Below are 25,135 nucleotides of genomic sequence, written 5' to 3'. Positions count from 1 at the left end.
TCGCGGCCCGTGCCGCGGGTCTCTCCGGGGGGTCCGCCGGGGCGCGCGCCGGTCACCGTCAGCGCACCGCCAGGAGCGCGTCGTGGGTGTCCGCCGGGTCGAGCGCGACGCACGCGTCGTCGCCGACCAGGAGGCCGCGCGCGCCCGTCCGCGCGACGAGCTCGGGGTCGTGCGTCGCGAGGACGACCGCGACGCCGCTGCGCGCGTCGTCCACGAGCAGCCCCGCGAGCCGCTCGCGCATCCCGGGGTCGAGGCGCTGCTCCGGCTCGTCGAGGACCAGCAGCTCGCGGGGCCGGACGAGGCCCGACGCGAGCAGGAAGCGGCGTCGCTGGCCCGACGAGAGCGCCGTCGGCAGCGACGCCGCCTGCTCGGCGATCCCGAACCGGTCCAGGAGCGCGTCCACGACCGCTCCCGCGCCGACCACGCCGTGGCCGCGCGCGACGAGGACGAGGTGCTCGCGCACCGTGAGCGCGGGGAAGAACGCGTCGTCGTCGAGCACGCCCGCGACGCGCGCGCGGAAGTCCCGCTCGCGCTCGTCGACCGCACGCCCGAAGGCCCGCACCGCGCCACCGAGCGGGGGCTGCAGGCCGAGCACCGTGCGCAGGAGCGTCGACTTCCCGCTCCCGTTCGCGCCGATGACGACGACCAGCTCGCCGGGGTGCACCGTGAGGTCGACGGGCGCGCACACGGCCACGTCGGCGTACCCGACGCGCAGCGCGCGCGCCTCGAGCACGGGGCCGGGTGCCGCCACCGTCAGGACCCCGGGATCGTCGCGACCGGCTCCCCGTCCGCGCCGGCGAGGATCGCGCGGGCACGGGCGACGTCGTCGTGCATCTGCGCGACGAGCGGCTCGATGCCGTCGAACCGCAGCGTGGGACGCAGCCGCTCGACCAGCTCGAGGACGACGTCCTCGTCGTACAGGTCGAGGTCCGCGCGGTCCAGGACGTACGCCTCGACCCGGCGCTCGACGCCGTCGAACGTCGGGTTGGTGCCGATCGAGATCGCGGCCGGGAGGCGGACGTCGGCGTGCTCGGGGTCGGCGCCCGCGAGCTGCGGCCGCTCCAGCCAGCCCGCGTACACGCCGTCGGCCGGGACCATGCCGCTGATCGCGCCGAGGTTCGCCGTCGGGAAGCCGAGCTCGCGGCCCCGGGCGTCGCCGTGCACGACCGTGCCCCGCACGCGGTGCGACCGGCCGAGGATGCGGGCCGCCTCGCGCACGTCGCCCGCCGCGAGCAGCGCCCGCACCCCCGTGGAGGACCAGCGCACCTGGGAGTCGCCCGGCGTGGCCTCGTCCGTGACGGGCACGCCCTGGTGCTGCCCGACGTCGTCGATCGCCACGACCTCGAAGCCGAACCGCGACCCGAGCTCGACCATGGTCTCGATCGTCCCCGCGTTGTCGCGGCCGAAGCGCACGTCGTGCCCCACGACGACGGTCCCGACCCGGAGCCCGTCGACGAGGTACGTGCGCACGAACTCCTCCGGGGTCTGGCGCGCGAACTCGAGCGTGTACTCCACGAGGAGGACGGCGTCCAGGCCCGTCGCCGCGAGCAGCTCGACCCGGTCGGCGATGCCCGTGATGAGCTCGGGCGCGCTCTCGGGGCGGTGCACGACCGCCGGGTGCGGGTGGAACGTCACGGCGACGGCGCGCGCGGCGCGCGAGCGGGCGAGGTCGACGATCCGCCCGAGCACCTGGGCGTGGCCGCGGTGGACGCCGTCGAAGTTGCCGATCGTCACGACCGACGGGCCGAAACCCGGGGGAACCTGGCTCAGGTCCGTCCACAGGTGCACGCGAGAACTCCTCCGGTGAGGGGGTGGGTCGTGCGCGCCGGCAGGGAGTCGTCGGCGCCGCTGGACAAGACTGCCACGCCCCGGCCCCGACGCCGAACCGAAGGACGTCAGGCGGGCGCGAGGACGAGCACGGGCCTCGCGAGGTCCGCGCCGCCGCGGCGCGTGTCCTCGACCAGCGCGACGAGCTCCCCGGCCGGGGAGATCGCCGCCGTCGTGCCCGGCGTCCCGGTCGCCGGGATCCACTGCCCGTACGACAGCGCCGTGGCCTCCGACGTCGAGAGGTCGCGCACGGGGAACGTCGCGCGCGCGGCCTCGGCGAGCGGCAGCGTCGCGAGGACCCCGTCGCGGTCGGCCTGGGCCTCGAGCTCCTCGAGCGTCGAGGCGACGGCGAGCCCGTACCCGCCGACGCGCGTGCGCCGCAGGGCCGTGAGGTGCCCGCCCACGCCGAGCGCGGCACCGAGGTCGCGGGCGAGCGCCCGGACGTACGTGCCGGACGACACGGTCACGGCGACGTCCACGTCCAGGGCGGGGGGCGCGTTGTCGGGCGTCTCCCCCGGCCCCACCGGGCGCACGTCGAGGACCTCGAAGCGCGAGACGACGACGGGCCGTGCCGCGAGCGCGACGTCCTCGCCCGCGCGAGCCCGGGCGTAGGCCCGCTGCCCGTCGACCTTGATCGCGCTCACCGTGCTCGGCACCTGCAGGATCTCGCCCGTGAGGTCGGCGATCCCGCGGTCGAGGTCCGCGCGCCCGACCCCCGACGCGTCGGCGCGCGCGACGACCTCGCCCTCGGCGTCGTCGGTCGTCGTGGCGGCGCCCAGCCGGATCGTCGCGTCGTAGTCCTTGTCCGCGCCCACGACGTACGTGAGCAGCTTGGTCGCCCGACCGACCCCGAGCACGAGCACGCCCGTCGCCATGGGGTCGAGCGTGCCCGCGTGCCCGACCTTGCGCGTGCCGGCGAGCCGGCGCCCGCGACCGACGACGTCGTGGCTCGTCCAGCCGCCCGGCTTGTCGACGACGACCAGACCGTCGGGCGCCGTCGGCCGCCGCGGCGCGCGGTCGCGCGGGCGCGCGGCGCGTGCGGCGGTCATCGGGGCGCCCTCGACCCGGCACGGCCCGGCGCGTCCGACGGGTGGACGGTGCACCGGACGAGCGCCGCGAGCACCGGGTCGTCGTCCGCGCGGGACGGCGCCTGGACGGCGAACAGGGTGTTGAGCAGCATCCCGTGCGCCACGAAGTCCCGCGCCTCCTCGTCGCTCGCCCCGGAGCGCGTGCGGTAGAGGTCGAACCCGCGCGCCAGGACCTCGCGCGCCCGGGCGCCGAGCACCGGGTCGGAGCCGAGCATGAACCCGTGCATGAGGACGCGGAGCTGGTCCGGGTCGGCGATGAGCCGCAGGTACGCCTCGCCCATCGCGGCCTTCGCGTCCGGGCCGGGCGGGACGGCCTCGAACTGAGCGACGATCTCGCTCGCGACGCGGTCGAACACCTCGCGGAACAGCTCCTCCTTGGTCCCGAAGAGCCGCACCACGTAGGGCTGGGACACGTGCGCCGCGCGGGCGACCTGGTCGGTGCTCGTGCCCGCGTAGCCGCCCTCCGCGAACACCGCGGTCGCGGCGTCGAGGATCTGCTCGCGGCGCTCGTCGCGCGTCATGCGCCGGGCCGGCGCGTCGGAACTCATGGTTGACAGGTTATCAGTCGATTACTAGCGTCACCCAGGTAGTAATCAATCAATGCTTACTTCCGCCTCGGAGGCCGACCATGTCACTCCCCTCGACCGACGCCCTGGCCCGACGGCCCGTCCGGCACCGGCACGACCGTCGCGGACGCGCCGGAGCGCCGCCCGCCCGCCCCGCAGGTGCCCGACCCGAGTCCCACGACGCAGCGAGCGCGCCCCGTCGCGCTCGCGCTCGTCGCCGCGTCGCTGCCCATGTTCATGGCCACGCTCGACAACCTCGTCGTCACCGGCGCGCTCCCCGTGATCTCGGAGGCGCTGCGACCGACCGTCGAGCAGCTCCAGTGGTTCGTCAACGCCTACACGCTCGCGTTCGCGACCCTCATGCTGCCCGCGGCCGCGCTCGGCGACCGCCTCGGCCGCCGCCGGGTGTTCGTCGGCGGGATCGCGCTCTTCACGCTCGCGTCGGCCGCCGCCGCGCTCGCGGACACGCCCGGCGCGCTCGTCGCGGCCCGCGCCGTCCAGGGTGCCGGCGCCGCCGCGATCTTCCCCCTGTCGCTCACGCTGCTCGTCGGCGCGGTCCCGCCCGCGCGGCGCGCGCTCGCGATCGGGGTCTGGGGCGGCGTCTCCGGCCTCGGGGTCGCGCTCGGCCCGCTCGTCGGCGGCGCCGTCGTGGAGGGCCTGAGCTGGCAGGCGATCTTCTGGCTCAACGTGCCGGTCGCGGTCGTCGCCGTGCCGCTCGTCCTCGCTGCGCTGCGCGAGTCGCTCGGGCGCCGCCAGCCGTTCGACGCCCCGGGGCTGCTCCTCGCCGGCGGCGGCGTCCTGCTCGTCGTGTGGGGCATCGTCGACGCCGAGCGGCGCGGCTGGGACTCGACGGCGACGATCGCGACCCTCGCCGCCGCGGCGGCCCTGCTCGTGCTCTTCGTCCTCCAGGAGGCGCGCAGCGCGCACCCGCTCGTCCCGCTGCGCCTGTTCCGCTCGCGGAGCTTCAGCGCGGCCAACGTCGCCAGCCTCGCGTTCGCCGTCGGGATGTTCGGCGCGGTGTTCCTGCTCACGCAGTTCCTGCAGGTCGGCCTGGGCTACTCACCCCTCGAGGCGGGCGTCCGGACCCTGCCGTGGACGGCCGCACCCATGGTCGTGGCCCCGCTCGCGGGCGCGCTCGCGTCCCGGGTCGGCGTGCGCCCCCTCGTCGTCACGGGCCTCTCGCTGCAGACCGTCGCGCTCGGCGGGATGGCCCTCCTCGTGGACGCCGACCCCGCCGCGTACGGCGCGCTCGTCCCGGCGTTCGTGCTCGCCGGCGTGGGCATGGGGCTCACCTTCGCGCCCCTCGCGACGGCGGTGCTCGCCGGGGTCGGGGAGGCGGACCACGCGACGGCGAGCAGCGTCAACGCGACGCTGCGGGAGGTCGGCGTCGCGCTCGGGGTCGCGGTGCTGACCGCCGTCTTCCTCGCCGCGGGCGGCGCGCTGACACCGGCCGCCTTCGCGACCGGCCTGGTGCCGGCCCTCGCCGTCGGTGCCGCCGTGCTCGCCGTCGCCACCGCGGGCGCGCTCCTCCTCCCGCGCGGCACGGGCCGCTGACCGGAGGCCGGGACGCAGGCACAGCGCCCGTCCGGTCGGGGGACGGCCGAGGGCCGGTGGCGGCACGCGCTGCGTGTCGCCACCGGCCCTCGGTGCGGTGCGCGGTCGGAGGTCAGCCCTCGGCCGACTCCGCCTCCTCGTCGCTCGTCCGGTACGGGTCCGCGTCCCCGGCGAAGGTCTTGCCCTCGCGCAGGGCCGCGAGCTCGGCGTCGCGACGGCGCGCCTCGACGAGCGCGGCGTCGAGGTGCGCCGCCGTCTCCGGGACGGAGTCGAGGTGGAACTCGATCGCCGGCGTCAGGCGGATCCCCGTCTGCTTGCCGACCTCGGACCGGATCAGGCCCTTGGCGCTCTCCAGCGCGGCTGCCGTCCCGGCGCGCTCCTCGTCGGTGCCGTACACGGTGTAGAACACGGACGCGTTCTGCAGGTCACCGGTGACGCGCACGTCCGTCACGGTGACGAACCCGAGGCGCGGGTCCTTGATCCGCGAGTCGAGCATCTGCGCGACGATCTCCTTGATGCGGTCGGCGAGCTTCCTCGCCCGAGGGTGGTCGACCATGGCTTCTTCCTTTCGTGCCGAGCGTTCCGGCTACGGTCCCGACGACCGTACGCCGAACGGTCCCCGTCGGCCGGGCGGGACGGGAGACGAACGCCCGGGGGCGGCCACGGACCGTGACCGCCCCCGGGCGTGACGAGCGTCAGGAACGCGGCTTCTCCCGCATCTCGAACGTCTCGATCGTGTCGCCGACCTGGAGGTCGTTGAACGAGCCCAGCCCGATACCGCACTCGAAGCCCTCGCGGACCTCGGTGGCGTCGTCCTTGAACCGCTTGAGCGACTCGACCGTGAGGTTGTCCCCCACGATCTTGCCGTCGCGCAGGACGCGCGCCTTGGCGTTGCGGCGGATCTCGCCCGAGCGGACGATCGAACCGGCGATGTTGCCGAACTTCGAGGAGCGGAAGATCTCGCGGATCTCCGCCGTGCCCAGCTGGGCCTCCTCGTACTCCGGCTTGAGCATGCCCTTGAGCGCGGCCTCCACGTCCTCGATCGCCTGGTAGATGATCGAGTAGAAGCGGACGTCGACGCCCTCGCGCTCGGCCAGGTCCTCGACGCGCTCGCCGTACTTCACGTTGAAGCCGATGATGATCGCGTTGTCGACCGTCGCGAGGTTGACGTCGTTCTGCGTGATCGCACCGACGCCGCGGTGGATGACGCGCAGCTCGACCTCGTCGCCCACGTCGATCTTGAGCAGCGCGTCCTCGAGGGCCTCGACGGCACCGGACACGTCGCCCTTGAGGACGAGGTTGAGGGTCTCGACCTTGCCCTGCTGGAGAGCCTGCGTGAAGTCCTCGAGGCTGATGCGCTTGCGGCGCTTGGCCAGGAGGGCGGCACGCTCGGCGGCCTCGCGCTTCTCGGCGATCTGGCGGGCCGTGCGCTCGTCGGGCGCCACGAGGAACGTGTCGCCCGCGCTCGGCACGGACGCGAGACCCAGCACGAGGACCGGACGGGCGGGGCCCGCCTCGGTCACGGCGTTGCCGTGCTCGTCGAACATCGCGCGGACGCGGCCGTGGGCCGTGCCGGCGACGATCGCGTCGCCGACGCGCAGCGTGCCGGACTGGACGAGGACGGTCGCGACGGCGCCGCGGCCCTTGTCCAGGTTCGCCTCGATGGCGACGCCGCGGGCGTCCTTGTCGGGGTTCGCACGCAGGTCGAGCGAGGCGTCGGCCGTGAGCAGGACGGCCTCGAGGAGGTCGTCGATGCCCATGTTCTGCTTGGCCGACACGTCGACGAACATGGTGTCGCCGCCGTACTCCTCGGCCACCAGGTTGTACTCGGTGAGCTGCTGGCGGATCTTGGCCGGGTTGGCCGACTCCTTGTCCACCTTGTTCACCGCGACGACGATCGGCACGTTCGCCGCCTGGGCGTGGTTCAGCGCCTCGATGGTCTGCGGCATCACGCCGTCGTCCGCGGCCACGACCAGGATCGCGATGTCCGTCACCTGGGCACCGCGGGCACGCATGGCGGTGAACGCCTCGTGACCCGGGGTGTCGATGAAGGTGATGGCGCGGTCGGTGCCCTCGTGCTCGTGGCGCACCTGGTAGGCACCGATGTGCTGGGTGATACCGCCGGCCTCGCCCGCGACGACGTCCGTCTGGCGGATCGCGTCGAGGAGCTTGGTCTTTCCGTGGTCGACGTGACCCATGACGGTGACGACCGGCGGACGAGCCATGAGCTCGTCGTCGCCCTCGGCCTCGAGCTCCGCGTCCAGGTCGATGTCGAAGGACCCGAGCAGCTCGCGGTCCTCCTCCTCGGCCGAGACCATCTCGATGACGTAGCCGAGCTCGGCCGCGAGCGTGCCGAACGTGTCCTCGTCGAGCGACTGGGTCGCGGTCGCCATCTCACCGAGGTGGAAGAGGACCGTGACGAGGCTCGCGGGGTTCGCGTCGATCTTGTCGGCGAAGTCGTTCAGGGACGAGCCGTGACGCAGGCGGACGACGGTCTTGCCGTTGCCGCGGGGAACCTGCACGCCGCCGAGCGACGGCGCCTGCATCTGCTCGAACTCCTGGCGCTTCGCCCGCTTCGACTTGCGCCCACGGACCGGACGGCCACCGGCGCGCCCGAAGGCGCCCTGCGTGGAGCCACGACCCGCGCCACCACGACCGCCGCCACCGGGGCGACCGGCGAAGCCGCCGCCACCACCGGGAGCACCGCCGCCACCGGGGCGACCGGCGAAGCCGCCACCGCCGCCACGACCGCCGCCGCCCCCGCCAGGACGACCGCCGGGAGCAGGACGCTCACCGGGGCGACCGATCGAGGTGCGACCGGGCATCATGCCCGGGTTCGGGCGCGGGCCGCCGGGACGCGGTGCGGGACGGGGACCACCCGGACGGGGGCCGCCCGGACGCTCGCCGGACGCCGCCGCCGCACCCTCGGTGCGCTCGGGACGCGAGCCGGGCCGGGGCATGCCCTGGCTCGACGCGAACGGGTTGTTGCCCGGGCGCGGGGCACCGGGACGGGGCCCGCCACCCTGCCGGGGCATGCCCTGGCTGGAGGCGAACGGGTTGTTGCCCGGGCGCGGGGCGCCAGGGCGCGCGCTCGTGCCGCCGGGACGGGGCGCGGGCGCGTTCGTGCCGCCGCCCGGCTTGGGCGTGGCGGTGGGCTTCTGGGCGGGCGCGGGGCGCTCGGCCGCGGGGGCCTGGGGCGCCGGGGCCTTCGGAGCCGGCGCGGCGGGTGCCGGAGCCGCCTTCGCGGGCTCGGCCTTCGCCGGGGCGGGTGCCGCCGGCTGGGGCGCGGGCGCCTCCGCCTTCGGCGCGACCGGCTCGGCCTTCACCTCGGGCTTCGGGGCCGGCTTGGGCGCGGCCGGGCGCGCGGGGGCGGGAGCCGCCGCGGGCTTGCTCGCGCCGCCGCCCCCGGCGGGGAAGGCGTCGCGCAGCTTGCGGACCACCGGTGGCTCGATGGTCGAGGATGCCGAGCGGACGAACTCACCGAGCTCCGTCAGCTTGGTCATGATGGTCTTGCTCTCCACCCCGAGCTCCTTCGCGAGCTCGTAGACGCGGACCTTTGCCACAACTCTCCTGTCTCGGTCCGCCCCGGACAGGGAGGACCGTCGTTAGTGCTGGGTGCTCATCGCTGGGTACTCATCGGGTGCCCATCGGCTTCTAACCCGCTTCCTTGTCGACGTGTCGTGCAGTGCGGCCCCGGGTGGGGCCGTGACGCAGTGGCTCAGCCGTGCTCTCCCGACCGGGCCTCGATCGCGGTGCGGACCGCGGCGAGGTCGAGGGGCCCGGCGACGTGCAGGGCCCGCGGGACGGCCCGCCGGCGTTCCGCCGTCTCGAGGCACCGGGTCGACGCGTGGAGCCACGCACCACGACCCGGCAGCGACCGTCCCGCGTCCACCACGAGCCGGGGCTCGTCGGTGCTCGCGCCGGACCGGTCGAGGACCAGACGGAGGAGAGCTGACCGCAGGTCGCGCTCCCGGCATCCGACGCACGTGCGGACAGGACCCTTGCCCGTGGGTACGGGGCGGGTCGGGGTGTCCTGGGGCATGGTCGAGGTGCGGGCGCGCGGCCCGGTCGAGGACAGTCTACCGCGCCGTCCCGTCATCCGTGACCGTCCCACTCCCGGCGACTACCGGTCTCCGGTGCGGGGACCTGCGGGAGCGTCGCGGTCGGAACCCTCCGACGGGGCGCCGCCCTCGTCCGAGCGGATGTCGATGCGCCACCCCGTGAGCTTCGCGGCCAGGCGGGCGTTCTGCCCCTCCTTGCCGATCGCGAGCGAGAGCTGGAAGTCCGGGACGACGACGCGCGCGGCCCGGGCCGCCTCGTCGACGACCGTGACGGACGACACACGAGCCGGCGACAGCGCGTTCGCGACGAACTGCGCCGGGTCGTCGCTGTGGTCGACGATGTCGATCTTCTCGCCGTGCAGCTCCGCCATGACGGCGCGCACGCGCGAGCCCATCGGCCCGATGCACGCGCCCTTGGCCCCGAGACCCGGGACCCTGGACCGCACCGCGACCTTGGTCCGGTGCCCGGCCTCGCGCGCGATGGCCGTGATCTCCACCGAGCCGTCGGCGACCTCCGGGACCTCGAGCTCGAACAGCTTGCGCACGAGGTTCGGGTGCGTCCGGCTCAACGTGATCTGCGCGCCCTTCATTCCCCGGGCGACCTCGAGCACGTAGGCGCGCAGGCGCTCGCCGTGCACGTACTCCTCCGTCGGCACCTGCTCGTGCGGCGGGAGGACGGCCTCCGTGCCGCCGACGTCCACGAGCACGACGCGCGGGTCGCGCCCCTGCTGGATGACGCCCGCGAGGACCTCGCCCTCCTTGCCGCGGAACGTGCCGAGGATCTGGTCGTCCTCCGCGTCGCGCAGGCGCTGGACGATGACCTGCCGCGCGGTCGACGTCGCGATCCGGCCGAAGTCGGCGGGCGTGTGGTCGAACTCGGGACCGTGCTCGACCGGGCCACGCGGGGCGTCCTCGTCATCGGTCTCCGGAGCCGGCAGCTCCTCGCGCGCCCACACCGTGACGTGCCCGGTCTTGCGGTCGAGCTCGACCCGGGCGCGCGTGTACGCGTCCGGGGTGCGGTGGTACGCCGAGAGCAGGGCCTGCTCGATCGCGGCGACCAGGACGTCGAGGCTGATGTCCCTCTCGCGCTCCAGCAGGCGCAGCGCGCTCATGTCCACGTCCATCGTCAGGCCTCCTCGTCGTGGGCGGTCGTCTCGTCGGTCGAGCCGTCGGTCTCGTCGAGCTCGGGCAGGTCGGCCTCGAGCGCGCGCTTGAGCTCCACCTGCACCTGCCCGCGGACCACGTCCGCCAGGGGCACGACGCGCTCCGTCACGACACCGCGCTTGCCCGGCACGTCCAGGAGCAGCCCGGGGCCGACCTCGGACCCGGACCGCAGGCGCCCCTCGACCGTGCCGCCGTCGGCGAGCACGAGGCGCACGAGGCGGCCGCGGGCGCGCCGGAAGTGGCGGGGCTCGGTGAGCGGACGGTCGGTGCCGGGCGTCGAGACCTCGAGCGTGTACGCGCCGTGGAGCGGGTCCACCGCGTCCAGCGCCGTCGAGATCGGGCGCGTCGCCTCCGCCACCGTGTCGAGGTCGAGGTTCCCCTCGACGTCGTCCGGGAGGTCGAGCACGACGCGCACCACGGACCGGGCTCCGGCACGCGACACCGTGACGTCCTCGAGGTGGAGCCCCGCGTCCTGGACCGCGGGCTCGATCGCCGCGCGCACGCTCTCGCGGAGCGCGTGCGTCGCCGCGTCGCCTCCGGGTGCCTTGCCGGGCTGACCGCCCGCCTGCCCTGCCATGACTCAGCTCCTGTCCGTGTCCCACGCCGGGTACGGAAGACGACCGGTGTGTTGTTGTCTCGGGAATCTCCCGACGGCCTGGCCGTCGGGACGTTCGACCGGGGACCAGCCTAACGACTCGCGAGCCCCGGACGTGACATCATCGCCCCCGATGAGTCCCCACGCGACCGCGGTGCCCGCCGCGACCCGTCCCCGCCCGCGCCGGACGTCCCGGCCCGGCGGCCGGCTGCTCGCGGCCGTGACGGTGCTGGCGACGGCCGTCCTGGCGGCCGGGTGCGGCGTGCGGCTGGAGACCCCGCCCCCCACCGAGCCCTCGCCCGACGCCGTCGAGGTGCTGCGCGCGGACGCGGTGGACGACGCCCTCGCGGTCGCCGGGCTCGTGGCGGACGTCACGCCGAGCGTGACCGACCCGGCCACGCTCGCCGCGCTCGCGGAGGTCGCGGCGTTCGCCGAGCAGCACGCGGACGCCCTCGGCGGCGTGTACGACTCGGGCCTGGGCGACCTCGACCTTCCCGGCGACGGCCCCACGTCGTCCACCGCGACGGACGACGCAGACGGCGCGGACGACGCACCGGCCGAGGACGCGCCGACCGCCACGGACCGCGGTACGACGGACGACCCCGCCACCGCCACGACCGACGACGTCGTCGTCGCCCTCGTCGAGGCCGCGCAGCGCACGGGCGCCGCGGCCGACGCGTCGACGGACGCCGGGCTCGCGCGGCTCCTCGCGTCCGTCGCCACCTCGGAGCACGTCTCGGCGCGGCGCCTCGCCGCGCTCACCGGGTCGGCCGCGGCCGACGGGCTCGTGTCGGCGGCGCCTCCGGTCGCGGAGGCCCCCGCCGGGATCGGCGCCGCGGACCTCGCGACGCTCGTCGAGTCCGAGGACGCCGCGGGGTACGCGTACGAGGTGCGCGCGGCGCAGTCCGACGGCGACGCCCGCACGGCGGCGGTCGCACGCGCCGCCGAGCACCGGGCGCGCGGCCAGGCGTGGGCGCTCGCCGCCGGGACGGACGGCACCGCGCAGGACCCCCGGCGCGTCGCCTACGTGCTGCCGGACGACGCGGACCTCGCCGCCCTGGCGCGCCAGGTCGAGTCCGGCCTCGCGCAGTCGTACGCGAGCCTCGTCGCCACGGCCGCGCCCACGTCCCGGGCCGAGGCGGTGGCCCTCCTCGTCGACTCGTGGACGGGCGCGGTCGCGTGGGGCGAGCCGCCCGTCGCCTTCCCCGGGCTCCCCGAGCAGTCCGCCGGCTGAGCCTGCCCGCGCCCCGCCGTCGGGCGGGCGCCGCCCGGCCCCGTCCGGGACCGGCACGCGACCCGTGCGGGACGCCGCTCCTCCCTGCTCCCCCGGGGACGACGAAGACGCCCCCGGTCCGTGAACCGGACCGGGGGCGCCCCCGACGCTGCGACGGGTCAGCCCAGGAGCTCGGCCACCTGCGCCGCGACGTGCTCGACGGCGTCCGCGACGGGGACCTGCACGGCCTCGCCCGCGCGGGGACGGACCTCGACGACGCCGTCGGCCAGACCGCGGCCCACGACGAGCAGCAGCGGCACGCCGAGGAGCTCGGCGTCCTTGAACTTCACGCCCGGCGAGACCTTGGGACGGTCGTCGTAGACCACCTCCACGCCCCGGGCGGCGAGCTCGGTCGCGAGGCGCTCGGCCTCGTCGAACACGCTCGCGTCCTTGCCCGTCGCGACGACGTGCACGTGCGCGGGGGCGACGTGCGCGGGCCACGCGAGACCGGCGTCGTCGTGGTTGGCCTCCGCGAGCGCGGCGAGCACGCGCGTCACGCCGATGCCGTACGACCCCATGGTCACGACGACCTGCTTGCCGTTCTCGTCGAGCACGGTGAGCCCGAGCGCCTGGGCGTACTTGCGGCCGAGCGCGAAGATGTGACCGATCTCGATGCCGCGGGCCAGCTCGAGCGGGCCGGAGCCGTCGGGCGCGAGGTCGCCCGCGCGGACCTCGGCGGCCTCGACCGTGCCGTCGGCGGCGAAGTCCCGCTCGGCGACGAGGTCGAACACGTGCCGCCCCGGCTCGTTCGCGCCGGTGATCCAGCGCGTGCCCGCGACGACCCGCGGGTCGAGCAGGTAGCGCACGGAGTGCCGCTCGGGCACCTCGCCCTCGGCGACGTCCGCGGGGGCGTCCCGGCGGACGTTCGGGCCGAGCGCCTGCGGGCCGATGTAGCCCTTGACGAGCTCGGGGTGCGCGGCGAAGTCCGCGTCCGTCGCCGGCTCGACCTCGGCCGGCTCGAACGCCGCGCCGACGCGCTTGAGGTCGACCTCGCGGTCGCCGGGCAGCCCGACGACGACGACCTCGCGGCGGCCGTCGGGATGCGTGAGGGCGAGCACGACGTTCTTCAGCGTGTCCGCGGCCGTCCATGCGCGGTCGGAGCGCGGGAAGCGGTCGTTGGAGAGGGCGACGAGCGAGTCGATCGTCGGGGTGTCGGGGGTGTCCTCGACGTGCGCGGCGGGCGCGTCGGCGTAGTCCACGGCCTCCGGGACGGGCGTCACGACCGCCTCGACGTTGGCCGCGTACCCGCCGGGCGAGCGCACGAACGTGTCCTCGCCGATCGGCGTCGGCGTGAGGAACTCCTCGGAGCGCGAGCCACCCATGGCGCCCGACGTCGCGGCCACGATCACGTACTCGAGCCCGAGCCGGTCGAAGATGCGCCGGTACGCCGCGCGCTGCGCCTCGTAGGAGCGCTCGAGGCCCTCGTCCGTCGTGTCGAACGAGTAGGCGTCCTTCATGACGAACTCGCGGCCGCGGATGAGGCCCGCGCGGGGACGCGCCTCGTCGCGGTACTTGGTCTGGATCTGGTAGATCGTGAGCGGCAGGTCCTTGTACGACGAGTACAGGTCCTTGACGAGGAGCGTGAACATCTCCTCGTGCGTCGGCGCGAGGAGGTAGTCGCCCTCCTTGCGGTCCTTGAGCCGGAAGATGTTGGGCCCGTACTCCGTCCAGCGGCCCGTCGCCTCGTACGGCTCCTTGGGCAGCAGCGCCGGGAAGTGCACCTCCTGCGCGCCCGCCGCGGCCATCTCCTCGCGGACCACGTCCTCGACCTTGCGCAGCACGCGCAGGCCGAGCGGGAGCCAGGTGTAGATGCCGGGGGCGGCACGGCGGATGTAGCCCGCTCGCACGAGGAGCTTGTGGCTCGCGACCTCGGCGTCGGCCGGGTCCTCGCGCAGCGTCCGGACGAACAGGGTGGACAGGCGCAGGAGGTCGGCGCCCCGGACGCGGGTGGAGGCCGCGGCGGACGCGCCGGACGTGACGGAAGACATGCGCCCCACCCTACCGGCGGGGAGGATGTCCCCATGCCCGAGCTGCCCGAGGTCGAGGCCCTGGTCAGGTTCCTCGACGACCGCGCGACCAGCCGCACCGTCGTCGCCGCCGACGTCGCGCAGATCGCCGCGCTCAAGACGTTCGACCCGCCCGTCGGCGCGCTCGTCGGGCGCGTCGTGACCGGCGCCCGACGCCACGGCAAGTGGCTCGACCTCGTCCTCGCGCCGGCCGGGGGCGGCCCGCCCGCCCCGGGGCCCGACGACGAGGTCCACCTCGTCTTCCACCTCGCCCGCGCGGGGTGGCTGCGGTGGTCGGAGAAGGCGCCGACGACGCCCGTGCGGCCCCGGCTCGGCGGCAGCGGCGGCGGGAAGGCCGCGGTGCTCGCGCTGCGCGTGCGGTTCGACGACGGCTCGGGGTTCGACCTCACGGAGGCCGGGACGCGCAAGCGGCTCGCGGTGCACGTCGTGCGGCACCCCGAAGAGATACGGGCGATCGAGACGCTCGGGATCGAGCCGCTCGACCCGGGCTTCACGCCCGAGGCGCTCGGAGTGCTCATGGCCGCGCGCAACCAGCAGGTCAAGGGGCTGCTGCGCGACCAGTCGTCGATCGCGGGGATCGGCAACGCCTACTCCGACGACATCCTGCACGCCGCCCGCACGAGCCCGTTCAAGCTCACGCGCTCGTTCACGCCGGACGAGGTCGCCCGGGTGCACGCCGCCGTCGGGGAGGTGCTCACCGAGGCCGTCGCGGCGTCGTCGGGCAAGCCGGCAGCCGAGCTCAAGGACGCCAAGCGCGCCGGGATGCGTGTGCACGGGCGCACCGGGTTGCCGTGCCCCGTGTGCGGGGACACGGTGCGGGAGGTGAGCTTCGCCGACCGCAGCCTGCAGTACTGCGCCACGTGCCAGACGGGCGGCCAGGTGCTCGCCGACCGCCGGATGTCGCGCCTGCTCAAGTAGCACCGCCCGGGCGGTCGCCGACGGGCGTCAGGAGCGCCGCGAGGTCAGAAGAGCACGGTGGCGTAGGTGCCGACCTGCTCGAACCCGACGCGGCGGTACGTCGCGAGGGCGCGCGTGTTGTAGTCGTTGACGTACAGCGACACGACGGGCGGCGCGACGCGGCGGGCGGCCTCGGCCGGGGTGCCCTGGCGTGCCAGGCGCACGACGGCGGCCATCCCCGGCGCCGCGAGGCCCCGCCCGCGGTACCGCGGGTCGACCCACACGCCCTGCACCTGCGCCACGAGCGGCGTGACCGCGCCGAGCTCGGCCTTGAAGACGACGTGCGGCGCGCCGTCGCTCGCCGCGAGCCGGACGAACGACCGGCCCGCGAGCACGAGCGACCGCACCCGCTCCTCGTACGCGCGGCCGCCGCCCTCGACGGGCGAGTAGCCCACCTCCTCGGTGAACATGCGCACGCACGCGGGCAGGACGACGGGCACCTCCGCCGGGACGGACCGGCGCACGCCCGGGTCCGGCTCGACGTCGGGCTCGCGGTCGATCGCGAGCGACGGCTGGTTCGCCCGGATCTCGCGCGGCGACGGCCAGTGCGGCGCGAGCAGCTCCCACAGCGCGAGGACGGCGTCGCGCTCGCCCACGACCGACGACGATCGCCGACCCGCGTGCCGCGCGAGCACCGCGAACGCCGCGACCGCCGCGCGGGCCCGGTCGGGCTCGAGCGACGCCGGGACGACCGGCACGAGGTTGGCACCGGCCCAGCAGACCGCCTCGAGCGGCCCGACGGCCGGGAACCCCCACGCCTGACCGCCCGCTGCGTGCAGGCCCGCGTGCTGCGCGACCGCGAGCCGCGCCGCCGCGAGCGTCGACGCGACCGGGTCGCCCGCGCAGACCGCCAGCGCCTCCGGGACGTCCGCGTCGACGAGGACGCGCGCCCGGGCGCGCTCGCCGTCACCGGCCTCGCCGCGCGACCGCGGCCTCAGGGCCGGGACGGACGGACGCCAGCGGGCCACCGGACCGTCAGCCGACCGTGACGACCGGCGGGCCGGCCTGCGCGTCGTTCTCCGGCGTCATGGTCTCCGCGATGCGCAGCGCCTCCTCGATGAGCGTCTCGACGATGAGCGACTCCGGCACCGTCTTGACGACCTCGCCCTTGACGAAGATCTGGCCCTTGCCGTTGCCCGACGCGACCCCGAGGTCCGCCTCGCGCGCCTCGCCCGGACCGTTGACGACGCAGCCCATCACCGCGACGCGCAGCGGCACCTCCATGCCCTCGAGCCCGGCCGTGACCTTCTCCGCGAGCGTGTACACGTCCACCTGGGCGCGACCGCACGACGGGCACGAGACGATCTCGAGCTTGCGCGGCCGCAGGTTCAGCGCCTGGAGGATCTGGTTGCCGACCTTGACCTCCTCGACCGGGGGCGCGGACAGCGAGACGCGGATCGTGTCGCCGATGCCCTTGCTCAGCAGCGCGCCGAACGCCGTGGCCGACTTGATCGTGCCCTGGAACGCCGGTCCGGCCTCGGTCACGCCGAGGTGCAGCGGCCAGTCCCCCGCCTCCGCGAGCAGCTCGTACGCCCGCACCATGACGACGGGGTCGTTGTGCTTCACCGAGATCTTGAAGTCGTGGAACCCGTGCTCCTCGAACAGCGACGCCTCCCACACGGCCGACTCGACCAGCGCCTCGGGCGTCGCCTTGCCGTACTTCGCCAGCAGGCGCGGGTCGAGGGAACCGGCGTTCACGCCGATGCGCAGGGACACGCCCGCGTCGGAGGCCGCCTTCGCGATCTCCTTGACCTGGTCGTCGAACTTGCGGATGTTGCCCGGGTTCACGCGGACGGCGGCGCAGCCCGCGTCGATCGCGGCGAACACGTACTTGGGCTGGAAGTGGATGTCCGCGATGACGGGGATCTGCGACTTCTTCGCGATCGCCGGCAGCGCGAGCGCGTCGTCCGCGCTCGGCACCGCCACGCGCACGATGTCGCAGCCCGACGCCGTGAGCTCCGCGATCTGCTGGAGCGTCGCGTTGATGTCCGTCGTCGGCGTCGTCGTCATCGACTGGACGCTGATCGGCGCGTCGCCGCCGACGTCCACCTTGCCGACCTTGATCTTGCGGCTCTTGCGTCGCGGCGCGAGGACAGGCGGCGGGGCGGCAGGCATTCCGAGACTGATGGGTACGCTCACGCCCCTAGTATCCCCCGCCCGCCGTCCGACGCCGCACGTCGGACCTGTCCGGGACGTCACCTTCCCGCTCGGTCCCGCACATCTTCGCGGCCCCTCCACGCCGCCGGGGTCGGGTCCGCGCTCTCGCGTCCGTGGTCACGAGATGCGGGAAGTGGTCCCTGGCACGCCGCCCGCAGGGGCCACTTCTCGCGCCTCAGCACCGCGCGCCGACCTCAGGACGACGCGCGGGTGCCCACGCGCGACGCCGCGGGCAGCGAACCCGACGACTCCGACGGGGACGGCGTCACGTGAGGCGGACCGGGTCGATGATGTCGGCGAGGATGAGGAGGGCGCCGACGCCGACGAGGACGACGAACATGACGTACGCGACGGGCATCATGCGGGCGAGGTCAGCAGGGCCGGGGCGCGGGAGGCCGCGGACGCGCGCGACCGTGCGCTTGGCCCCCTCGTAGAGGGCGTTGACGACGTGCCCGCCGTCGAGCGGCAGCAGCGGGATGAGGTTGAAGACGAACAGGGCCACGTTGAGCGCGGCGAGCAGCATGAGCATCGTCACGACGCGGTCGAGGACGGGGCTCTCGGCACCTGCCACGTCCACGGCGACACGGCCGACGCCGACGACGCTCATCACCGAGTCCTGGCCGCGCGGCGCGTCGGTGAACGCAGCCTGGGCAGCCTCGTAGACCTTCACGGGCAGGGTGACGATGATCCCCGCCGTGCCGCTCACCTGCTGCCACGTGGCCTCGGCCGCGACGCCGATCCCCGTGGGCTGCCGCTCCACCGTCGGGGTGAAGCCGACGAAGCCGGCGGGCTCGGTCACCGGGTCGCCGGACTCGTCCACGACGGGCGTCCCGTCCTCGGCGACGACCTGGCGCTCCACGTCGACCGGCGTGATGGTGAGGTCGACCTGCTCGCCGTCGCGCTCGACGACGACGGGCGTCGCCTGGCCGGCGGAGCCGCGGATCATCCCGGAGAGCTGGTCCCAGGAGGTGACCTCCGCGCCGTCGAACGACACCACGGTGTCGCCCGGCTCCAGTCCGGCGACGGCCGCCGGCGACGGGTCGGCCGTGGCCGCGCACTCCTCCTGCTCGGTCGCGACGACCGACGGGACGCACGCGGACACGGACCCGACCGTCGTCGTGACGGCGGGCAGGCCGATGCCGACGCACACGATCGCCATGAGCACGAACGCGATGAGGAGGTTCATGAAGGGGCCGCCGAGCATGACGACGACCTTCTTGGGCGCGGAGAGGTTGTAGAAGGCCCGGTGCTCCTCGCCGGGCCGGATCTCCTCGGTGCTCGCGTCGCGGGCGTCGGCGACGACCTGCGAGAAGAAGCCGTTCCCGCGCGGCCGCGCACCGGCGGGCGCGGGCGGGTACATGCCGACGAGGCGGACGTAGCCGCCGAGCGGGATCGCCTTGAACCCGTACTCGGTCTCGCCCTTGGTACGCGACCACAGGGTCGGGCCGAACCCGACCATGTACTGGCTCACGCGGACGCCGAACCTCTTCGCGGGCACCATGTGCCCGACCTCGTGCAGCGCGATCGAGACGACGATCCCGACCACGATCACGAGGATGCCGATCAGCGTCGCCATCTGTCTCTCTGCTCCTTCTCGGCCCGGGCGCTCGACGCGACCGGACGGTTGCTCGTCACCGGCGGTCCAGGATCTCGCGCGCGCGGGCGCGCGCCCAGGTCTCGGCCTCCGCCACGTCGTCCAACGTCACGGCGTCCGCGGAGGTTCCGTCGTGCGCCGCGAGCACACGCTCGACCGTCGTCACGATGTCACCGAAACCTGCGCGTCCGCTGAGGAACGCGGCGACGGCCTCCTCGTTGGCGGCGTTGTAGACCGCCGGGTGGGTCGCGCTCGCCGCGACGGCGGCGCGCGCGAGGCTCACCGCGGGGAACGCGGCGTCGTCGAGCGGCTCGAACGTCCACGACGTCGCGGCCGTCCAGTCGCACGGCGGGGTCACCGGGTCGAGCCGGTCGGGCCACGACAGCCCGAGCGCGATGGGCAGGCGCATGTCCGGGGGCGACGCCTGCGCGATCGTCGAGCCGTCGACGAACTCGACCATCGAGTGCACCACGGACTGCGGGTGCACGACGACGGTGATGTCGTCGGCCGGGACGTCGAACAGCAGGTGCGCCTCGATGAGCTCGAGGCCCTTGTTCATGAGGCTCGCGGAGTTCACCGTGACGACCGGGCCCATGGCCCAGGTGGGGTGCGCGAGCGCCTGCTCGACCGTCGCCGCCTTGACCGCGTCCGCGTCCCACCCGCGGAAGGGCCCGCCCGAGGCGGTGAGGATCAGGCGGCGCACCTCGGCCCGCGTCCCGGAGCGGAGGCACTGCGCGATGGCCGAGTGCTCGGAGTCGACGGGGACGATCTGGTCGGGGTGCTGCTGCGCCGCGCGCACCAGGGCGCCTCCGGCGACGAGCGACTCCTTGTTCGCGAGCGCGAGCGTGGACCCGGCGCGCAGTGCGGCGAGCGTCGGGCCGAGACCCACGGAGCCCGTGACGCCGTTGAGGACGACGTCGCTCCCCCGGCCTGCCAGCGCGTCCGCGGCGTCGGGTCCGGCGAGCACCTCGGGGACGTCGCCCCGGCCGGCGAAGGCCCGCGCCAGCGCCTCGCCCAGGGCCGTCGCGCGCGACGCGTCGGCGACGCCGACCGCGCGCACGCCCAGCGCCGCGGCCTGGCGCGCGAGCAGCTCCACGTCCCCGCCGCCCGCCGAGAGCGCGTCGACGCGGAACCGGTCGGGGTGAGCCTGGACGACGTCGATCGCCTGGGTGCCGATCGACCCGGTCGAGCCGAGGATCGTCACGGTGCGGAGGGCGGGGGCGGGTCCGTCGGGCATGGTTCCCATCCTCCCAGGCCGCGGGCGGTGCGTGCGCACGGCGTGTCCCGGACGCGTCAGCGCGGGGCCGTCCACTCGAGCGTGTACCGGAAGAAGAGCCGACGGCGCACGCGCGCCCCGGGCAGGTGCGCCCGGGCCGTGCGCGCGACCTCGTCGACGGTGTGCCGCGGGTCCCGGACCGGCATGCCCGGGGCGTCCGTCCCGGGATCGCCGGGCCGGGCCCGCCGCGGGTGCTTGACGAGGCCCACGAGGGGGTTGAGGAGCGCGGACGGGACGTCGACGGCGAGGTCGCGCGCCGACGCCACGCGCGCGAGGCCGACGACGAGCAGGCGCCCGCCCGGGGCGAGCAGGCTGCGGGCGTGCCGGAGCGCCTCGTCGAGGTCGAGATGGTGCAGCACGGCGACCATCGTCACCGCGTCGTAGCCCTCCGGCCCGGCGGCCGGGCCGGCCGGGTGGCTCGGTGGACCGGACCCGTCGGGCGAGCGGACGTCGTCGGGCGAGCCGACGTCGTCGAACCCGAGCCGCCGCACGGTCACCGCGGGATCCGCGGCGTGGCGCACGAGCGCCTGGGCGACCATGCCGCCGTCGGCGTCGATGCCGTGGACCTCGGCGACCCGCCGGCGCAGCCTGCCGAGCAGCACGCCGGCACCGCAGCCAGCGTCGAGCACGACGCGGGCGCCGCGCGGCACACGGCGCACGACCCAGCCGTGGAAGTGCTCGTTGTGGTTCCATGGGTGCCGGGCGTTGACGGCCGCCAGCCACGCCGCGGCGCGGCGCACCAGCGGGCTCGCGGAGGTCCGCGGGTCGAGGGTCACGCGCGTCGGGAAGCGCCGGGCGTCGTCACTCGACGCCGAGCAGGACCTCGATGGCGCGGGCGAAGAACGCGTCGACCGGGCCCTCCGCGTACCCGTCGCGACCGCGCGCACGGCCGAACGTCGCGGAACGGATCTCCGCCGCGGTGATCGGGACCTGACGGTCGAAGTAGGCGACGAGCCGGTCGCACAGGTCGTCCACGTCGTCGACGTCGTAGGCGGGCTTGCCACGCTCCGCGAGCGCGAACTTCTCGCCGTCCGGGCGGCCCAGACGGCCGTACAGCGACCGGGCGCGCTCCGCGAGCGCGTTCATCCAGGCCTGCTGGCCGTGGGCGGCGACGTACTCCGCGCGCTGGCGCGCGATGAACGCGCCCTCGAGGCGGTCCAGCGCGGCGTCGACCTCGTGCGTGTCGTACCCACCACGGACCAGGTCGAAGACCGAGGCCTGGATCTCGGTGCTGGTCAGCCGCTCCTGCGCCCGGCCCTCGTACACGTCGCGGGCGTGCTCGAAGAAGTCGTCGACCTCCTCGGGGTCGTACCCGTTCCGGGTCTTGCCGACCGTGGTGAACAGCGAACTCACTCGTCCTCCTCTGCAGCGAGCTGCCCGCAGGCACCGTCGATGTCGCTGCCGCGGGTGTCACGGATCGTCGTCGGGATCCCGTGCCCGCGCAATCGTGCCACGAACTCCGCCTCGACGGCAGGGTCGCTGGCCGTCCAGATCGAGCCGGGCGTCGGGTTGAGCGGGATCGGGTTGACGTGCACCCAGCCGCGGCCCCGCGCGTTGAGCTTCTCGCCGAGCAGGTCGGCGCGCCACGCGTGGTCGTTCATGTCCTTGATGAGCGCGTACTCGATGCTCACGCGCCGGCCGGTGACCTCGAAGTAGTGCCGCGCCGCGTCGAGCGTCTCGTCGACGCTCCACCGCGTGTTGATCGGCACGAGCTCGCTGCGCAGGTCGTCGTCGGGCGCGTGCAGCGACAGCGCGAGCGTCACCGGGATCCCCTCGTCGGCGAGCTTGCGCATCGCCGGGACGAGGCCGACCGTCGACACCGTGATGTTGCGCGCCGACATGCCGAGCCCGTCCGGGGCCGGCGCCACGAGGCGTCGGACCGTGCCCATGACCGCCTTGTAGTTGGCGAGCGGCTCCCCCATGCCCATGAACACGAGGTTGTTGAGCCGGGTCGGGCCGCCGGGGATCTCCCCGTCGGCGAGCGACCGGGCGGCGGAGCGGACCTGCTCGACGATCTCCGCGACGGACAGGTTGCGCGTGAGGCCGAGCTGCCCCGTCGCGCAGAACGGGCACGCCATGCCGCAGCCCGCCTGGCTCGACACGCACAGCGTCGAGCGCTGCGGGTACCGCATGAGCACCGACTCGACCTTGGCGCCGTCGAAGAGGTGCCACAGCGTCTTGACGGTCGTCCCGCCGTCGGCCTCCATCCGCCGCGCCGCGGTGAGCAGCGGCGGGAAGAGCGCGTCCGTGAGCACGTCGCGCGTCGCCTTCGGCAGGTCCGTCATCGCCTCGGGGTCGCGCGTGAGGTGCGCGTAGTAGTGCGTCGCGAGCTGCTTGGCGCGGAACGGCTTCTCCCCCAGCTCGACGACGACGTCGCGCACCTCCTCGGGCGCGAGGTCCGCGAAGTGGCGCGGCGGCTTGCCGCGCCGGGGCGCGGTCATGACGAGCGGGAGCGGCTTCGACTCCGCGGAGGGGCGGACGGAACGGACGGTCATGAGGAGGTCCAAGCGTGGGGGGTCGTGCGGACGGTTCGCACCGCGGTGCGAGCGGGACGTCGGACGGCTGTCAGACGGCCAGCGCGAGGAGCACGTACACGAACGGGGCGGTGAGGAGCATGGAGTCGAGCCGGTCCAGGATGCCTCCGTGACCGGGCAGGAGCGACCCCATGTCCTTCAATTCTAGGTCGCGCTTGATCATCGACTCGGCGAGGTCGCCGATCGTCGCCGTGAGCGGCGCCAGGACGCCCAGCGCGACGCCGAGCAGCGGGCTCGCGCCGAGGCCCACCACCGCGCCGACGACCCCGACGGCGGTGGCCAGGACGAACGACCCGGCGAGCCCCTCCCAGGACTTCTTGGGGCTCACGGACGGGGCCAGCGGATGACGCCCGAACAGGACGCCCGCGACGTACCCGCCGACGTCGTTCGCGACGGCGAGCAGGATGAAGATCAGGACCCGGACGCGCCCGTCGGGGGCGGCCAGCATGAGCATGACGAAGCCCGCCATGAACGGAAGGTAGGCCGCCGCGAACGTCGCCGCCGCGGCGTCGCGCACCGCCGCCGTCCCCGACCCGTCGATGACCCGCCACACGACCGCGCCCGCGACCGTGAGCATGAACGAGACGAGCAGCGCCTCGGGCCCCGAGTAGTACGAGGAGACGAGGATGCCGACCGTGCCCACGAGGAGCGGGAGGAGCGGGAGGTGCAGCTCGCGGCGCTTGAACGCCTGGGCGAGCTCCCACAGCGCGGCGCCGACCGCCACGGTCGCGAGCAGCACGAAGAACTCGGGCCGGAAGGCGAGGCTCGCCGCGACGATCGCGAGCAGGCCGAGGCCCACCGCGATCGCCACGGGCAGGTTGCGGCCCGCCTTGGGAGCGCGCGCCGCGGAGGTGCTGTCGCCGGCGGCCGTCGAGGAGGTGTCGGTCATCGGTGCGTGGAGGAGCTCGCCGGACGAGGTGCTCAGACCTCGAGCAGCTCGCTCTCCTTGCCCGCGAGCAGCGCGTCGACCTGGTCCACGTGCGCCTTGGTGAGGGCCTCGAGCTCCTTCTCCGCGCGCCCGACCTCGTCCTCGCCGGCCTCGCCGTCGCGCGCGATGCGGTCCAGCTCCTCCTTGGCGCGACGGCGCACGTTGCGGATCGCGACGCGCGAGTCCTCCGCCTTCGCCTTGGCGAGCTTCACGAAGTCACGACGGCGCTCCTCCGTGAGGGCGGGCAGCACGACCCGGATGACGTTGCCGTCGTTGGACGGGTTCACGCCGAGGTCGGAGTCGCGCAGCGACTTCTCGACCGCCGTGATCGAGCTCTTGTCGAACGGGGAGACGAGGATCGTGCGCGCCTCGGTCACCGTGAACGACGCGAGCTGCTGCAGCGGCGTCGGCGCACCGTAGTAGTCGACCGTGATCTTGTTGAACATCGCGGCGTTCGCACGGCCCGTGCGGATCGCGGCGAAGTCCTCCTTGGCCACCTCGACGGCCTTGTCCATCTTCTCCTCGGCCTCGAGGAGGGTCTCGTCGATCACCAGTGCTCCTTCGTCGTTCGTCGTGGGTCGGTCCGTGCCGTCGTGTCCGGGGTCGCCGGCGTCGGCGCACCGATGTCAGTCGGTCGTGACCAGTGTGCCAATATTCTCGCCGACCAGGGCACGCGTGACGTTCCCCGGCTCGCTCATGCCGAACACGCGCATCCGCACGTCGTTGTCCCGGCACAGGCTCAGCGCCGTCGCGTCCATGACCCCGAGGTCGTTGACGAGCGCGTCGGTGTACGTGAGGTGGTCGAGCTTGGTCGCCGACGGGTCCTTGCGCGGGTCGGCGGTGTAGACGCCGTCCACGCCGTTCTTGCCCATGAGGACCTCCTGGCAGTGCGTCTCGAGGGCGCGCTGCACGGAGACCGTGTCGGTGGAGAAGTAGGGCATGCCCGCGCCTGCGCCGAAGATGACGACGCGGCCCTTCTCGAGGTGGCGGATCGCCCGCAGCGGGATGTACGGCTCGGCGACCTGGCCCATCGTGATGGCGGTCTGCACGCGCGTCTTCACCCCCGCCTGCTCGAGGAAGTCCTGGAGGGCGAGGCAGTTCATGACGGTGCCGAGCATGCCCATGTAGTCGGCGCGCGCGCGGTCGAGCCCGCGCTGGGAGAGCTCGGCGCCGCGGAAGAAGTTCCCGCCGCCGACGACGATGGCGACCTGCACGCCCTGGGCGACCGCGTCCGCGATCTCCTGGGCGACGCGCTGGACGACGTCGGGCGCCAGACCGATCTGCCCGCCGCCGAACGTCTCGCCCGACAGCTTGAGGAGCACCCGCCGGTGCTGGGACCCCTCGCGGGGCGTGGTCTGCTCGCCTGCGGTCACTGTCGACACCTGTCCTTCGTCCTGGCCCGGTGGGGCGGGGTGGTCGTGCTCCGCCGTCGTCCCACCCGATGGTGCGGCACGACGCCGGTCGTCGCGCGCCCGGAGCCGGGTGCGCGGTCGGCCCCCGCACCGGGCCAGCCCGGCGACGGGGCCGGGGCGCC

Annotated in this window: 23 protein-coding genes; 3 read left to right on the top strand and 20 right to left on the bottom strand. The window is 74.7% G+C overall.

The genetic code is table 11. The features are described from left to right. Window positions 1-58 precede the first annotated feature (58 nt). The 4 genes from ACFC2L_RS11280 to ACFC2L_RS11265 form a co-directional block, all read right to left on the bottom strand. Window positions 59-751, bottom strand: a complete 693-nt coding sequence (locus ACFC2L_RS11280) for an ATP-binding cassette domain-containing protein (RefSeq protein ID WP_375824397.1) — start codon at window positions 749-751, stop codon at window positions 59-61. Between the two features lie 2 nt (window positions 752-753). Continuing rightward, on the bottom strand, window positions 754-1,788 hold the full coding sequence (locus ACFC2L_RS11275) for a bifunctional riboflavin kinase/FAD synthetase (RefSeq protein ID WP_375824396.1): 1,035 nt from the start codon (window positions 1,786-1,788) through the stop codon (window positions 754-756). A 107-nt stretch (window positions 1,789-1,895) separates the two neighbouring features. Then, window positions 1,896-2,876 carry a tRNA pseudouridine(55) synthase TruB gene (truB, locus tag ACFC2L_RS11270; protein ID WP_375824395.1) on the bottom strand — a complete coding sequence of 327 codons (981 nt, stop codon included), beginning with the start codon at window positions 2,874-2,876 and terminating at the stop codon, window positions 1,896-1,898. After that, complete coding sequence (locus tag ACFC2L_RS11265; protein WP_375824394.1) at window positions 2,873-3,463, bottom strand: TetR/AcrR family transcriptional regulator; 591 nt, start codon at window positions 3,461-3,463, stop codon at window positions 2,873-2,875. The genes truB and ACFC2L_RS11265 overlap by 4 nt, the downstream gene beginning before the upstream one ends. Before the next feature lie 177 nt (window positions 3,464-3,640). Here ACFC2L_RS11265 and ACFC2L_RS11260 point away from each other — a divergent pair, with 177 nt between their 5' ends. Beyond that, window positions 3,641-5,035: an MFS transporter gene (locus tag ACFC2L_RS11260; protein ID WP_375824393.1), complete on the top strand. Its 1,395-nt coding sequence runs from the start codon at window positions 3,641-3,643 to the stop codon at window positions 5,033-5,035. A 112-nt stretch (window positions 5,036-5,147) separates the two neighbouring features. Here the strand turns inward: ACFC2L_RS11260 and rbfA are convergent, their stop codons facing one another. The 5 genes from rbfA to rimP all read right to left on the bottom strand — a co-directional run bounded on the left by rbfA (window position 5,148) and on the right by rimP (window position 10,837). Continuing rightward, a complete protein-coding gene (gene rbfA, locus ACFC2L_RS11255) occupies window positions 5,148-5,591 on the bottom strand; it encodes a 30S ribosome-binding factor RbfA (protein WP_375824392.1) in 444 nt (147 codons plus the stop codon). A 139-nt stretch (window positions 5,592-5,730) separates the two neighbouring features. Beyond that, entirely contained in the window at window positions 5,731-8,598 is a 2,868-nt protein-coding gene (infB, locus tag ACFC2L_RS11250) for a translation initiation factor IF-2 (protein WP_375824391.1), read from the bottom strand. Window positions 8,599-8,753: 155 nt separating this feature from the next. After that, on the bottom strand, window positions 8,754-9,077 hold the full coding sequence (locus tag ACFC2L_RS11245; RefSeq protein ID WP_375824390.1) for a YlxR family protein: 324 nt from the start codon (window positions 9,075-9,077) through the stop codon (window positions 8,754-8,756). Window positions 9,078-9,158: 81 nt separating this feature from the next. Further along, window positions 9,159-10,220 carry a transcription termination factor NusA gene (gene nusA, locus ACFC2L_RS11240; protein ID WP_375824389.1) on the bottom strand — a complete coding sequence of 354 codons (1,062 nt, stop codon included), beginning with the start codon at window positions 10,218-10,220 and terminating at the stop codon, window positions 9,159-9,161. Between the two features lie 2 nt (window positions 10,221-10,222). Next, window positions 10,223-10,837, bottom strand: coding sequence for a ribosome maturation factor RimP (rimP, locus tag ACFC2L_RS11235; RefSeq protein ID WP_375824388.1), 615 nt, complete (start codon window positions 10,835-10,837; stop codon window positions 10,223-10,225). Between the two features lie 151 nt (window positions 10,838-10,988). Here rimP and ACFC2L_RS11230 point away from each other — a divergent pair, with 151 nt between their 5' ends. Continuing rightward, on the top strand, window positions 10,989-12,089 hold the full coding sequence (locus ACFC2L_RS11230; RefSeq protein ID WP_375824387.1) for a DUF4439 domain-containing protein: 1,101 nt from the start codon (window positions 10,989-10,991) through the stop codon (window positions 12,087-12,089). Window positions 12,090-12,247: 158 nt separating this feature from the next. Here ACFC2L_RS11230 and ACFC2L_RS11225 read toward each other — a convergent pair whose 3' ends face one another. Continuing rightward, window positions 12,248-14,116: a proline--tRNA ligase gene (locus ACFC2L_RS11225; protein WP_375824386.1), complete on the bottom strand. Its 1,869-nt coding sequence runs from the start codon at window positions 14,114-14,116 to the stop codon at window positions 12,248-12,250. Between the two features lie 33 nt (window positions 14,117-14,149). On the opposite strand from ACFC2L_RS11225, the gene ACFC2L_RS11220 reads away from it, so the two are divergent. Further along, window positions 14,150-15,073, top strand: a complete 924-nt coding sequence (locus ACFC2L_RS11220; protein ID WP_375824385.1) for an Fpg/Nei family DNA glycosylase — start codon at window positions 14,150-14,152, stop codon at window positions 15,071-15,073. A 44-nt stretch (window positions 15,074-15,117) separates the two neighbouring features. Here ACFC2L_RS11220 and ACFC2L_RS11215 read toward each other — a convergent pair whose 3' ends face one another. The 10 genes from ACFC2L_RS11215 to pyrH form a co-directional block, all read right to left on the bottom strand. Beyond that, a complete protein-coding gene (locus ACFC2L_RS11215; RefSeq protein ID WP_375824384.1) occupies window positions 15,118-16,080 on the bottom strand; it encodes a GNAT family N-acetyltransferase in 963 nt (320 codons plus the stop codon). A 7-nt stretch (window positions 16,081-16,087) separates the two neighbouring features. After that, window positions 16,088-17,227: a flavodoxin-dependent (E)-4-hydroxy-3-methylbut-2-enyl-diphosphate synthase gene (gene ispG, locus ACFC2L_RS11210; protein ID WP_021482273.1), complete on the bottom strand. Its 1,140-nt coding sequence runs from the start codon at window positions 17,225-17,227 to the stop codon at window positions 16,088-16,090. 307 nt (window positions 17,228-17,534) lie between these two features. Next, window positions 17,535-18,845, bottom strand: a complete 1,311-nt coding sequence (locus ACFC2L_RS11205; RefSeq protein WP_375824383.1) for an RIP metalloprotease — start codon at window positions 18,843-18,845, stop codon at window positions 17,535-17,537. Window positions 18,846-18,900: 55 nt separating this feature from the next. Beyond that, window positions 18,901-20,100, bottom strand: coding sequence for a 1-deoxy-D-xylulose-5-phosphate reductoisomerase (gene dxr, locus ACFC2L_RS11200; protein WP_375824382.1), 1,200 nt, complete (start codon window positions 20,098-20,100; stop codon window positions 18,901-18,903). A gap of 56 nt (window positions 20,101-20,156) precedes the next feature. Next, window positions 20,157-20,915, bottom strand: a complete 759-nt coding sequence (locus tag ACFC2L_RS11195; protein ID WP_375824381.1) for a class I SAM-dependent methyltransferase — start codon at window positions 20,913-20,915, stop codon at window positions 20,157-20,159. A gap of 25 nt (window positions 20,916-20,940) precedes the next feature. Continuing rightward, on the bottom strand, window positions 20,941-21,492 hold the full coding sequence (locus ACFC2L_RS11190; RefSeq protein ID WP_375824380.1) for a DivIVA domain-containing protein: 552 nt from the start codon (window positions 21,490-21,492) through the stop codon (window positions 20,941-20,943). After that, window positions 21,489-22,580: a 23S rRNA (adenine(2503)-C(2))-methyltransferase RlmN gene (gene rlmN, locus ACFC2L_RS11185; protein WP_253051465.1), complete on the bottom strand. Its 1,092-nt coding sequence runs from the start codon at window positions 22,578-22,580 to the stop codon at window positions 21,489-21,491. Before rlmN ends, ACFC2L_RS11190 begins: the two co-directional genes overlap by 4 nt. A 124-nt stretch (window positions 22,581-22,704) precedes the next feature. Continuing rightward, complete coding sequence (locus tag ACFC2L_RS11180) at window positions 22,705-23,562, bottom strand: phosphatidate cytidylyltransferase (RefSeq protein WP_375824379.1); 858 nt, start codon at window positions 23,560-23,562, stop codon at window positions 22,705-22,707. Between the two features lie 32 nt (window positions 23,563-23,594). Then, the gene (gene frr, locus ACFC2L_RS11175) at window positions 23,595-24,152 is read right to left on the bottom strand and encodes a ribosome recycling factor (protein WP_253051284.1); all 558 of its coding nucleotides are present in this window, start codon (window positions 24,150-24,152) and stop codon (window positions 23,595-23,597) included. Window positions 24,153-24,227: 75 nt separating this feature from the next. Beyond that, the gene (gene pyrH / locus ACFC2L_RS11170; protein WP_375824378.1) at window positions 24,228-24,983 is read right to left on the bottom strand and encodes a UMP kinase; all 756 of its coding nucleotides are present in this window, start codon (window positions 24,981-24,983) and stop codon (window positions 24,228-24,230) included. Between the last annotated feature and the right edge of the window lie 152 nt (window positions 24,984-25,135).

The organism is Cellulosimicrobium sp. NPDC055967 (genome assembly GCF_042269845.1).
Classification (GTDB): Bacteria; Actinomycetota; Actinomycetes; order Actinomycetales; family Cellulomonadaceae; genus Cellulosimicrobium.
Note: the sequence above shows the minus strand (reverse complement) of the source record. Positions and strands in the feature narration are given on the sequence as shown.

What these genes read in the sequence shown, in the direction of transcription:
- ACFC2L_RS11225 (WP_375824386.1), bottom strand. Translation starts at nt 14,116, where the DNA reads ATGTCTTCCGTCACGTCCGGCGCGTCCGCCGCGGCCTCCACCCGCGTC.
- truB (WP_375824395.1), bottom strand. Translation starts at nt 2,876, where the DNA reads ATGACCGCCGCACGCGCCGCGCGCCCGCGCGACCGCGCGCCGCGGCGG.
- rimP (WP_375824388.1), bottom strand. Translation starts at nt 10,837, where the DNA reads ATGGCAGGGCAGGCGGGCGGTCAGCCCGGCAAGGCACCCGGAGGCGAC.
- ACFC2L_RS11180 (WP_375824379.1), bottom strand. Translation starts at nt 23,562, where the DNA reads ATGACCGACACCTCCTCGACGGCCGCCGGCGACAGCACCTCCGCGGCG.
- rlmN (WP_253051465.1), bottom strand. Translation starts at nt 22,580, where the DNA reads ATGACCGCGCCCCGGCGCGGCAAGCCGCCGCGCCACTTCGCGGACCTC.
- ACFC2L_RS11220 (WP_375824385.1), top strand. Translation starts at nt 14,150, where the DNA reads ATGCCCGAGCTGCCCGAGGTCGAGGCCCTGGTCAGGTTCCTCGACGAC.
- ACFC2L_RS11230 (WP_375824387.1), top strand. Translation starts at nt 10,989, where the DNA reads ATGAGTCCCCACGCGACCGCGGTGCCCGCCGCGACCCGTCCCCGCCCG.
- ACFC2L_RS11245 (WP_375824390.1), bottom strand. Translation starts at nt 9,077, where the DNA reads ATGCCCCAGGACACCCCGACCCGCCCCGTACCCACGGGCAAGGGTCCT.
- ACFC2L_RS11265 (WP_375824394.1), bottom strand. Translation starts at nt 3,463, where the DNA reads ATGAGTTCCGACGCGCCGGCCCGGCGCATGACGCGCGACGAGCGCCGC.
- dxr (WP_375824382.1), bottom strand. Translation starts at nt 20,100, where the DNA reads ATGCCCGACGGACCCGCCCCCGCCCTCCGCACCGTGACGATCCTCGGC.
- ACFC2L_RS11205 (WP_375824383.1), bottom strand. Translation starts at nt 18,845, where the DNA reads ATGGCGACGCTGATCGGCATCCTCGTGATCGTGGTCGGGATCGTCGTC.
- nusA (WP_375824389.1), bottom strand. Translation starts at nt 10,220, where the DNA reads ATGGACGTGGACATGAGCGCGCTGCGCCTGCTGGAGCGCGAGAGGGAC.
- rbfA (WP_375824392.1), bottom strand. Translation starts at nt 5,591, where the DNA reads ATGGTCGACCACCCTCGGGCGAGGAAGCTCGCCGACCGCATCAAGGAG.
- ispG (WP_021482273.1), bottom strand. Translation starts at nt 17,227, where the DNA reads ATGCCTGCCGCCCCGCCGCCTGTCCTCGCGCCGCGACGCAAGAGCCGC.